Source organism: Bradyrhizobium centrosematis, assembly GCF_045571495.1.
GTDB lineage: Bacteria > Pseudomonadota > Alphaproteobacteria > Rhizobiales > Xanthobacteraceae > Bradyrhizobium > Bradyrhizobium centrosematis.
Map to the genome: position 1 here is coordinate 7,148,530 of NZ_CP120703.1, position 9,995 is coordinate 7,158,524.

Consider the following 9,995-nt stretch of genomic DNA (forward strand, 5'->3'; position numbering starts at 1 on the left):
GTTCGGACCTGAGCGACGAACAGGCTTCAGGATTACCTTGGGAAGCCGCGGGCAGCGCAAGGCGCGCGGTCCCCTGATCATCGGCGCGTCCGTCTCTGGCGCAAGACGTCATCATCGGTCACGGCTTGGCATAAAGCGTCTCGTGAATGCCGACATACTGTTCCTTCCAGCCGCGCTTCTCGACGAGGAAGCGTCTCAGCACGTCATGCGCAGTCGGCCAGAGCACAGCGTCGATCTCATATTTCTCGAGAACTTCGACCCAAACGGACTCGTCGATGTTCCATTTGGCCAGTTTGAAATAGTCGCGCAGCAGCGAATCCGGATAGGCGGTTGCTGCCCGGCCATCAATGAACACAGGCACAGCGCCATGCGTGCGGGCGATCAGAGGGCCACCCACGTTCCAATGATTCAGAACGCGCGCATGCGACAGGTTGGCCTTGAGATAAGCGGCGTCCTGTTCCGAGATCAAATCGTCCGAGAACGTGAGAGCCGATGCCTTCAAGGCGAACACCAACGGCAGAGCGCAAGAGACAATGACACCTGAGGTGAAAAGATAGCCCTCCGCGCCCAGCGCTTTCAGCCGCTTTGGCAGGATCAGATCGAAGTGAAGCGCGAGCGGAATGGTCGAGAACAGGTAGAAGAAGGACATGTACCTGTACTCGTAGAATCCCAGGCCCAAGAAAAGCCAAGAGAACAGCCTTGCCTCCAAGGGAACGGCAACCGAGCGTCCGTTGCGCAGTTCGAGCGCGACGAACACAAAGATGTAGGTCAGGCCGGCAATGCTTCCGGGCACCTGGAAGTTCTCGAAATATGGCCTCCATTCGGTGATGTAGGCCTGCACGAAGTGACCAAGTGTCTCGATGACGCCGACGTAAATGTGCCAGCCGAGCGGATTGACAAGGGTGGCGGCGAGGCAGGCTACGCCGGTGAAGCCAAGATAGCTGAAGTTCACCCAATCGCGGCGAAGCAGCGCCACGCCGCCAAACAGTCCGATGATCAGTAGGCCCATCACGAAGCCGCCGTGCAGGTTCGCCCAGAGAATCATGAGGAGCGGCAGCAAATAGCGCGTTTTCCTCAGACATGAGGCGTAGAAGACCACGGACAGAAGCATCGTCGACGTATTCGGCGAAGCCGCGAGGTAGATATTCGGCGGCGTGGCAAAAGCCGGATAGAACACCGAAGCGGCCAACACGGCCGTGCAAACCGCCAGCGCGGAGGCCCCGCTGCCCAAGGTGATCCACGTCAGACAGCCGACGATGATCGCACCACAGGCGACGACCAGAATCGCGATACCGCCAAAGCCCGTGTACTCATAGACCACGCTGGCAATTACATCCCAAAGCCAGGAGAGATTGATCCACTGCTTGTCGCCAAGGGTGAACGCCCAGGGATCCTGAAACGGGATGCTGCCGCTCTCCCTGATGAGATCTCCGGCGGCCAGGTGCCACCCTAGATCATAGTGGCCGAGCAGAAGCTGCGCATTTGCCGCGTAGTAGAGGCAGGCCAACGAAATCAGGAAGATGTAGATGGCGTGTCCGCCGAGATATGCCGAGTTCGACGTCTCGCGGCCGGGTCGAAGACCGTTCCAAACCTCAAGAGCGGACATTTCGGCCCTCTGACCTCCGATGCGGGGCTTGCAAGCTACAGCGCCCTCGGCTTGCGGCGTAATGAGCGGACTATCGCTTTATGGTTGAGTGCATCTAAGGTCGAGTAAACTTGAAACGGAGTCCAGCCAGGGCTGAACTTGTTGGTTAAGGAATGACTGCGAAACACCGCTGCGTGCTCAGGCGATGGCGGGGCGGCGGATCGCCTCGGCACGCGCCGGCAGCAACGAGGCACGGATGAGCCGTTGCGCCGGCTCCTCAAAATAGCGGTAGGTGAAATGTGAGGCCAGCAGCGTGGCGCCGATGAACAGTCCGAAGAACGCGCCGTCATAGAGGGGAACCGGGGCTTGCATCAGGGAAAAGCCCAGCATGACCGCCAACTGAATTGGGAAATGCAGCAGATAACTTGAATAGGTCACGTTACCGGCGGCCTCGACAACCCGCTGAAGCCGGGCCGGCAAAACGACGTCGCGAGAGAAACTGTAGAGCAGCATCGGCGTACAGATCAGAAACAGCAACAAGCCGATCGATTCCAGTCGGCCGCCCATCAGCCAGTACCCTGAGATCAAGCACACGACAGCAATCCAGCTCGCGCTTTCGACGGCCAACGCACGAGCGGGCGAAGGCTGCAAGGATTGGCGCACCATCGCCGCCAGCCCGCCGGCGTAAAAGAAGGCAAAGCAGTCCGCAATCTCTCCGGGAATCGTCAGGCTGATGGCGATCAGCGCCACATTGAGCAACCAGGAGCGGGTTGCCAGCAACATGACGAAGAAGAAGAAATAGACCAGCACTTCGACCGATACCGACCAGATCGGGCCATTGAAGCTCAGCCCATCCTGCGACGTCGCGTTGGCGGCCATCAACAGCTGCAGCACGAAATGCATGAGATCGTTATTCTGATAGACAAAGAACGATCCATTGGCCTTGAAATATAACGGCTGCAACAGCGCCACGAGCAGAAGCGTGGCAAGATGCAACGGGTAGAGCCGCGAGAAGCGCAGGACGAAAAACCGCCAGCCATCGAGCACCCGATCGGCGATAGCGTCGCGATACTTCCAGAAGAATATGAAGCCGCTGATGCACCAGAACATCCGCACGGCATAGGGACCGCTGCCATAGAAGGGCGCAAGCAGCCAATAGAGCGGCAGCTGATCCGGGACAAGGCCCACTTCCCTGTCGCCAACGAAAGCGAATTGGCGATAGTGAAACACCAGGATCGCAAAGGCCGTCAGGAAGCGCAGCAGCTCCAATCCGAGAAGCTTGTTTGCCTGATCAGGAGCAACCGGTGGCGTCAATTCGTGCTGCATAGGACGGATGCTCCCTGCAAGACGGCTTGATTCCACGTCTGATAGCCGGCGGCGTTCAGATGCACCCCGTCGATCGTGTGCGGCACCGGCATTGGCGGCAGCGCGGCAAAGGTCGCGCCGCCACGCAAAGCGAGTTCAGGTAGAGCGGAGTTATAGCTCTCGATCAGGCGCATCGCCTTCGTTTGCGCCTCGGCCGTCAGGCGAGCTGAAACCTCGAGCGGCGGAACCGCAAGCACCACAAGACGGGCTTTGGTCTCCGAAAGCTGCGCCAACAATGCGCTGTAGTTCGCCTTGAACTGCGGCAAGTCACGCGCCGCTCCGAGCGCATCGTTGATCCCCAAGGCCATCACGATGGCAGCGGCAGGTCTCCCGTCGAGCACATCCATCAGCCAATTGCCCAGGTCGCTCGTTGTCGAGGCACCATCGAGGCCGGCATTGACGATCGGATGGCCGCAGAGTTCGTGCGGGAGTGCAGAGGCCTCGACGACGCTGTCGCCGACAACGATAATGGGCTTATCGACCCGGGACAGCGTGTAATGAAGGATGACTTGCCGGCTCCGGCGATGCGATTCGAGAAACGCTTGCTTCTTGGCAATGGAGGCCCCGGCCGCAACAGCGCCGATCAAGAGGACCGCACAGCCGATAAGCATCCTGTTCATGTACGCGCTCAAAACGTACCCACGGGTTGAATTTCGAAAGATAGCTGGGCGGCGGTTAAGATATTCGAACCAGCTCCGCGTCCACCGCCCTCCGGCCCACGTTCGTTGCGACGTACGATCGCCCCTCTCCTTGGGCCAGGATGGCGGGATACTGCGCAATTTCGGTAAAGCGGAATATTTTGCGAAAAGGGATTGACAGGGGTTTGGCGTTTTGCCGATGCGTCGCGACGGGCACCGTGCAGGTAAGGTTAATTCTTCCTTTCGATTGTCGGTAAAGTTTTATCTATTATCGTCTTTGCGTGGATAACGAACCTGAGGCTCCGATTGTGTTTGCGTGTTGCCTGATCGTGACTGGGACTGTGCTGCTTCTCTCCGGCATCGTTGCCTTCGGCCTTCATAGAAACTCGCTGCACACGATGGCGTTGCTGTAGCGCGACCTGTTCGTCGTAGCTTTGATGGGTAGAGCGACTTGTCCGCCGTAGCTCAAGGAGAAGGCGGAAGCGAACCCATCAAAGTCTTACGGCGATGATGATGCCTGATGGGTTTCGCAAGTGCTCTACCCATCCTACCGCTCTAACCGTCAGCCCAGCAGACGCGATCAACCGTCCTCGCGACGCCGCCCCGCAAAACGTTCGTCGGCCCGGCGCAGGCGCCGGCACAGCTCGCGATTGATGTTCTGCAGCACGATCACATAGGCGTGGATGTCGGCCTTATAGCAGGTGTAGAGATTCCTGGCGGTCAGCTCGTACAGCACCGTCGGTACCTCCGCGACCACCGTGGCGGAGCGGTTTTGCATTTCGATCAGCGTCATCTCGCCGAAGAAATCACCACGCTCCAGAACTGAAATCGGGATGACGCTGCCCGTATTTGTCCGTTTGCTCACCGCGAGCCGGCCGGACTTGACGATGAACATCGAGCGTCCCGGCTCGCCTTCCGTCACGACGGTGGCGTTGCCATCGAAATGGCGCTCGACCAGCATCGACATCAGGAGGTCGAGGCTTGGCTCCGAAAGGCCGCCGAAGAACGGCGTCGCGAGCAGGAACGCTTTCAGATCGGGGCCAGCGACGTTCATTGTACAAGGTTACGCCCCGCCGCCGACTGCGGCAAGCCGAGCAGCGTCCTTCGCTTTCGCTACACCTGCAGGTCAATCACGACCTTCACGGTTGCCACGGGCGCCAGTCCGCATAGGGCGCCTTCGAGGAAGTCTCCATCATCCAAGGAGGCAATGGGCCACGCTGCCTCCGACGATGACGATCGCCAGCGGCATATGAATGAAGCGCCAGGTTCGCGGCCGCAGCGTGAGGCGGCCAGGCAAAGGCTGCGCCAAGGCCTAAACGACACGCGCAAAGTGCCCAGTTGCTGCGAACGACGCCATCGGTCGCAATAACAGTGTTGTGAACGGGAATGCGGCCGCTCGGACACCGTCCTGGAGAGATCGCGCGAAACCCATCGAAGCCGCGCTCAAGGGCAAAGGCCAGATGGTTTCGCAGGTGCTCTACCCATGCGGCGCAACGATACTACATGTGACAGCACAGATCCTCCCCGCCGGTATGTCCCATGATCCCCTTTTCCGTGCTCGACCTCGCCCCGATCCGCCAGGGCGGCGACGCTGCGCAGGCGTTCCGTAACTCGCTCGATCTCGCCCGGCATGCGGAAGGCTGGGGCTACAAGCGGTTCTGGCTCGCCGAGCATCACAACATGACCGGCATCGCGAGCGCGGCGACGTCGGTGGTGATCGGGCACATCGCGGGCGGCACCAAGACGATCCGCGTCGGCTCCGGCGGCATCATGCTGCCGAACCATTCGCCGCTGGTCATCGCCGAGCAGTTCGGCACGCTGGAATCGCTCTATCCTGGGCGGATCGATCTCGGGCTTGGCCGCGCGCCGGGCACCGACCAGTTCACCGCGCGGGCGCTGCGGCGCGATCTCGCCACCACGTCCGAGAATTTTCCCCATGACGTGCTGGAGTTGCAGGCGCTGCTCGGCGACGTGCAGCCGAACCAGGCGATCCGCGCCGTGCCCGGCATGGGGACCAAGGTGCCGCTGTGGATCTTGGGATCGAGCACCTTCGGCGCGCAGCTTGCCGCGATGCTCGGGCTGCCGTTCGCGTTCGCCTCGCATTTCGCGCCGCAGATGATGATGCCGGCGCTGCGTGAATATCGCGCGCGCTTCGCGCCGTCGGCGCAGCTCGACAAGCCCTATGCGATGGTCGGCGTCAACGTGTTCGCCGCCGATAGTGACGTCGAGGCACAGCGGATGTTCTCCTCGCTGCAGCAGCAGTTCATCAACTTACGCCGCGGCACGCCCGGCCCGCTGCCGCCGCCGGTGGACGACATGGACGCGCTGTGGTCGCCGGCCGAGAAAGCCATGGTCGACCAGTCGCTGTCGTGCTCCGCAGTCGGCTCGCCTGATGTAGTGGAAGCGAAGCTGAAGGCGCTGATCACTGAGACCGGCGCGGACGAGTTGATCACCACCGGGCAGATCTACGACCACGCCGCACGGCTGCGCTCGTTCGAGATCGCGGCCGAGGTGCGGGATCGGTTGGCGAAGCAGCCGGCGGTGTGAGCGGGATCCGCTCCGACAGAGGTGTGTTCCCTCCCCCCTTGTGGGGGAGGGTTAGGGAGGGGGGTAGCTCAGGAAAAGATGTCGATTGTTGAGCGAAGTATCGGGGTCGCCAGGTAGCGGATGGAATCCCCGTGTGGCACCCCCCTCCCTGCCCCTCCCCCACAAGGGGGGAGGGAATGGAGAGAGCGCTGCTCGGCGCCGAATTTCATCCCGCCCTAGTCCGGAAAGCCGAACAGCTTTGCCGGATTGTGCACCAGTATCTTTTCCAGCTCCGCCTGATCCGGCGCGTAGCGGTACATCAGCTCGAGCAGATCGGCATCGTTGGGCGGCTGCTTGACGGAGACCGGATGCGGCCAGTCGCTGGCCCAGACGCAGCGGTCGACCGCCGCTTCGATATAGGCGCGCGCGATCGGGATCACGTCGTCATAGGGCGCGCCGGCCTTCGAGGTCTTCTCGCCGAGCGACAGCATCACCCAGAAATTGCCCTTCTTGAGCAGCTCCAGCATCTTGCGCAGATTCGGATCGTCCTTGCCGGCCTGCGGATCAGGCCGCGCCATGTGGTCGATCAGCACGGGCACGTCGAGGTTCTCGTACTTGGCGACGCTGGAGACGATGCCGTCCTTCTCGGGCTGGATCTTGACGTACCAGCCGAGCTCGCGGATGCGGGCGATGGCGCGGGCGAAATCGGCATCGGACAGCACGGCGCCGAGCTCCTGACGGAAGCTGAAGCGCGCGCCGCGCACGCCGGCATCATGCAGCTTGGCGAGATAGGAGTCGCTGGCTTCCGCGAACACCAACGCATTGGCGCAGCCGCGATAGTTCGGGCCCATGGCTTTGAGCCCATCGAGCACGACGGCATGATCGGCGCCATAGGTCGTGGTCTGCACGATGATGCCGCGCTCGATGCCGAGCTGCTTGTGCATGCGCAGCGCCGCCTCCCAGGTCGCCGTCGGCATCCGGTAGGCCGCACCGGGACGCTCCGGATATTTGTCGATTGGGCCCAGCACGTGAAACTGGCTATCGACGGTTTTGGGCGGCGGCGCCTTGATCGGGCGGCGCGGATTGGGGTCGAACGGCAGATAAGTCGGCATGCAAGCGCTCCTTCAGTCGATCACGGCGGTGAAGTCGCACTGCACCAGCGCGCCGCCATCCATATTATCCATCGGCAGCGCATGGCGCGCCGGGCGCGAATGCTCGTCCGGAAACATCTTGAGCCATTCGACATTGACGGGGCCGCGCTGCGTGCGGTCCTTCAGCCACACCGTCATCTTGATGATGTCGTCGGTGGTGCCGCCGGCGGCCTCCACCGTCGCCTTCATATGCGCGAACATGTTGGCGCATTGCGCATCGAGGCTCTCCGGCATCACGCCGGCCGCATCACGTCCGAGGATGACGCCGGACATGACGAGATTGCCGATGCGGCAGGCGTTCGGAATCGGATTGGCGTGCTTGAACCCGCCAATATGGATGCTCTTGCGCCGCGTGTGACCATTCATGATGCGCTCCCTCTTCTTGTTGTTTCAGACGAATTGGCACGAGACCGAGCCGAAGACGCCGTAATCGGCATGGAAAGTGTCGCCGCGACGGATGTCGACGGGCCGCGTGAACGATCCCGCCAGCACGACCTCGCCGGCCCCGAGATGCTCGTCATGCGGGGCGAGGCGATTGGCGAGCCAGGCGATGCCGTTGGCGGGATGGTTGAGCACGCCGGCCGCAAGCCCGGTCTCCTCGACCTCGCCATTGCGGAACAGCAGCGCGCCGATCCAGCGCAGATCCGCATCCAAGGGGCGGATAGGCCGGCCACCCAGCACCAGTGCGGCATTGGCCGCGTTGTCCGAGATCGTGTCCATCACCTTGCGCGTCTTGCCGTTCTCGGGATCGACGCGATGCATGCGCGTCTCCAGGATCTCCAGCGCGGGGGTCACGTAGTCGGTGGCATTGAGCACGTCGAAGATGGTGCAATCCGGTCCGCGCAGCGGCGCCTTCAGCACGAAGGCGAGCTCGACCTCGATCCTTGGCGCGTGAAAGCGGTCGAACGGGATCGGCGTGGCGTCGGCATAGAACATGTCGGCGAACAGCACGCCGTAATCGGGCTCGTTGATGCCGACCGCGTTCTGCATCGCCTTCGAGGTCAGGCCGATCTTGTGACCCTTGATGATTCGGCCGCGGCCGAGCTGGAGCTTCGTCCAGGCGCGCTGGACGGCGTAGGCATCCTCGATGCTGAAGTCCGGATAGTCCTTCGAGAACATCGGGATCAGCGCCTTGGTGCGCTCGGCCTCGTCCAGCCGCGCGGCGAGGCGTTCGATCGTCGCGTTATCCAGCATGATCTATTGCTCCGCAGCTACTTCGTTGCGCAGCACGCCGATGTGGCTCGACTCGACCTCGACGACATCGCCGACCTTGAGCCAGCGCGGCGGATCGAAGCGCGCGCCCGCACCGGTCGGCGTGCCCGTCACGATCATGTCGCCGGGCTTGAGCGTCGCAAAAGTAGAGAGATAGGAGATCAGGAAATCGAACGGGAACATCAGCCGCTCGGTCGTATCCTGCTGCCGCACCTCGCCGTTGACGCGGGTGACGATGTCGTGCGGGCCGCGCGGGTCGAGCTCGTCCGCAGTGACGATCCACGGACCGATGCTGCCGGAGCGGTCGAAGTTCTTTCCTTGCGTGACGTTGAACTTGCCGTGGCGCAGCCAGTCGCGGATCGTGCCCTCGTTGCACAAGGTCATGCCGAAAATGTGCGACCACGCCTGTTCGCGCGAGATGTGGCGGCCGCCCTGCCCGATCACGATGACGAGCTCGCCTTCATAGTCGAGCTGATCGGAAACCTTGGGCTTCTCCAGCGGCTGGCCGGAGCCGGTCATCGACGACATGCTGCGCACGAACAGGCTGGGATATTTGGGCAGGTCGGAATTGTCTTTATACTCGGCGTTGCGCTCGGCGTAGTTGACGCCGATGCACCAGAGCTTTTCCGGCGCCAGCACCGGCGGCAGCAGCACGAGCTTGTCCAGCGCGTAGTCCGGCATTTGTCCGGCAACGGCCTCCTGCGCATCGGCGAGCGCGTTGGCGGCGATCAGCGCCCTCACATCCGAATAGTCGCGGCCGATCCGCCTGGTCAGATCGACCACGCCGCCTTCGACGGCCGCACCATAGCGCGCCTCGCCGTCGAGGAGATAGCTCAGGAGTCGCATTGTCGTTTCCTCCGATAAAGTTGAGGCGGACTGGCCGGCGACTGGCCCGCGCTCAGTCTTTCGATTTGGGGGTCTGGAACACGGTGTTCAGCGTCACGATCTCGCCGAGCCGGGCGTAGCGCGGGCCGCCGATGCGGGCGATCGGATCGAGCGCCCTGGTTTCGACCTTGCCGTCGTTGACGAGGCCGTCGCGCAAATGGAACATCACGACCTCGCCCACGATGAGCCGGCTCTTGGCATCACCGAATTCCAGGCACTGGCGGAAGCGGCATTCCATCGCGACCGGCGCGGCCGCGAGCCGCGGCACCTTGATGCGCTCGCAGGGCAACGTTTCCAACCCGAGATGCTCCACTTCGCTGATCTCTGGCGGATGCTCGACCGAGCTGTCGTGCAAGACCCGCATCAGCGGCGTATCGGCGATATGGATGACGTATTCCTCGGTATCGAGAATGTTGTGCGCGGTGTCTTTATAATCGGCCCCCTTGCGGCCGACGCTGATGGCCAGCATCGGCGGCTTCTGGGAGACGAAGGTGAAAGCGCTGAACGGCGCGAGGTTGAGCACGCCCGCGGCTGACAGGCTCGTAACCCAGGCGATCGGGCGCGGCACCACGATGCCGGTCATCAGGCGATAGATGCGCTCCGCGCCGAGCTCGCTGGGGTCGATCCGCATCG

The 9,995-nt window shown here is 62.3% G+C and carries 10 protein-coding genes; 1 reads left to right on the forward strand and 9 read right to left on the reverse strand.

The window, feature by feature from the left end:
* Window positions 1-118: 118 nt before the first annotated feature.
* From P6U31_RS33715 to P6U31_RS33730, 4 genes are all read right to left on the reverse strand, one after another.
* Window positions 119-1,606 carry a hypothetical protein gene (locus P6U31_RS33715; RefSeq protein WP_407185913.1) on the reverse strand — a complete coding sequence of 496 codons (1,488 nt, stop codon included), beginning with the start codon at window positions 1,604-1,606 and terminating at the stop codon, window positions 119-121.
* A 177-nt stretch (window positions 1,607-1,783) separates the two neighbouring features.
* The gene (locus P6U31_RS33720) at window positions 1,784-2,911 is read right to left on the reverse strand and encodes an acyltransferase family protein (protein ID WP_407185914.1); all 1,128 of its coding nucleotides are present in this window, start codon (window positions 2,909-2,911) and stop codon (window positions 1,784-1,786) included.
* Window positions 2,896-3,570, reverse strand: coding sequence for an SGNH/GDSL hydrolase family protein (locus tag P6U31_RS33725; protein ID WP_407185915.1), 675 nt, complete (start codon window positions 3,568-3,570; stop codon window positions 2,896-2,898). The genes P6U31_RS33720 and P6U31_RS33725 overlap by 16 nt, the downstream gene beginning before the upstream one ends.
* A 598-nt stretch (window positions 3,571-4,168) precedes the next feature.
* On the reverse strand, window positions 4,169-4,642 hold the full coding sequence (locus tag P6U31_RS33730; protein WP_407185916.1) for a cyclic nucleotide-binding domain-containing protein: 474 nt from the start codon (window positions 4,640-4,642) through the stop codon (window positions 4,169-4,171).
* A 485-nt stretch (window positions 4,643-5,127) separates the two neighbouring features.
* Between P6U31_RS33730 and P6U31_RS33735 the strand changes: the two genes are divergently transcribed.
* Complete coding sequence (locus tag P6U31_RS33735; RefSeq protein WP_407185917.1) at window positions 5,128-6,135, forward strand: LLM class flavin-dependent oxidoreductase; 1,008 nt, start codon at window positions 5,128-5,130, stop codon at window positions 6,133-6,135.
* Window positions 6,136-6,350: 215 nt separating this feature from the next.
* Here the strand turns inward: P6U31_RS33735 and P6U31_RS33740 are convergent, their stop codons facing one another.
* From P6U31_RS33740 to P6U31_RS33760, 5 genes are read right to left on the reverse strand one after another with little or no spacing between them, the layout of a single operon-like run.
* Window positions 6,351-7,226: an amidohydrolase family protein gene (locus P6U31_RS33740; protein WP_407185918.1), complete on the reverse strand. Its 876-nt coding sequence runs from the start codon at window positions 7,224-7,226 to the stop codon at window positions 6,351-6,353.
* A gap of 12 nt (window positions 7,227-7,238) precedes the next feature.
* On the reverse strand, window positions 7,239-7,631 hold the full coding sequence (locus P6U31_RS33745; protein WP_407185919.1) for a RidA family protein: 393 nt from the start codon (window positions 7,629-7,631) through the stop codon (window positions 7,239-7,241).
* 24 nt (window positions 7,632-7,655) lie between these two features.
* Window positions 7,656-8,459: a 2-oxo-hept-4-ene-1,7-dioate hydratase gene (gene hpaH / locus P6U31_RS33750; protein ID WP_407185920.1), complete on the reverse strand. Its 804-nt coding sequence runs from the start codon at window positions 8,457-8,459 to the stop codon at window positions 7,656-7,658.
* Window positions 8,460-8,462: 3 nt separating this feature from the next.
* Entirely contained in the window at window positions 8,463-9,323 is an 861-nt protein-coding gene (locus P6U31_RS33755; protein ID WP_407185921.1) for a fumarylacetoacetate hydrolase family protein, read from the reverse strand.
* Between the two features lie 52 nt (window positions 9,324-9,375).
* A complete protein-coding gene (locus tag P6U31_RS33760) occupies window positions 9,376-9,993 on the reverse strand; it encodes a flavin reductase family protein (protein WP_407185922.1) in 618 nt (205 codons plus the stop codon).
* Window positions 9,994-9,995: the final 2 nt, after the last annotated feature.

Bases quoted from the DNA above. Each gene is read 5' to 3' on its own strand.
- P6U31_RS33715 (WP_407185913.1), bottom strand. From the start codon at position 1,606: ATGTCCGCTCTTGAGGTTTGGAACGGTCTTCGACCCGGCCGCGAGACG.
- P6U31_RS33720 (WP_407185914.1), bottom strand. From the start codon at position 2,911: ATGCAGCACGAATTGACGCCACCGGTTGCTCCTGATCAGGCAAACAAG.
- P6U31_RS33725 (WP_407185915.1), bottom strand. From the start codon at position 3,570: ATGAACAGGATGCTTATCGGCTGTGCGGTCCTCTTGATCGGCGCTGTT.
- P6U31_RS33730 (WP_407185916.1), bottom strand. From the start codon at position 4,642: ATGAACGTCGCTGGCCCCGATCTGAAAGCGTTCCTGCTCGCGACGCCG.
- P6U31_RS33735 (WP_407185917.1), top strand. From the start codon at position 5,128: ATGATCCCCTTTTCCGTGCTCGACCTCGCCCCGATCCGCCAGGGCGGC.
- P6U31_RS33740 (WP_407185918.1), bottom strand. From the start codon at position 7,226: ATGCCGACTTATCTGCCGTTCGACCCCAATCCGCGCCGCCCGATCAAG.
- P6U31_RS33745 (WP_407185919.1), bottom strand. From the start codon at position 7,631: ATGAATGGTCACACGCGGCGCAAGAGCATCCATATTGGCGGGTTCAAG.
- hpaH (WP_407185920.1), bottom strand. From the start codon at position 8,459: ATGCTGGATAACGCGACGATCGAACGCCTCGCCGCGCGGCTGGACGAG.
- P6U31_RS33755 (WP_407185921.1), bottom strand. From the start codon at position 9,323: ATGCGACTCCTGAGCTATCTCCTCGACGGCGAGGCGCGCTATGGTGCG.
- P6U31_RS33760 (WP_407185922.1), bottom strand. From the start codon at position 9,993: ATGCGGATCGACCCCAGCGAGCTCGGCGCGGAGCGCATCTATCGCCTG.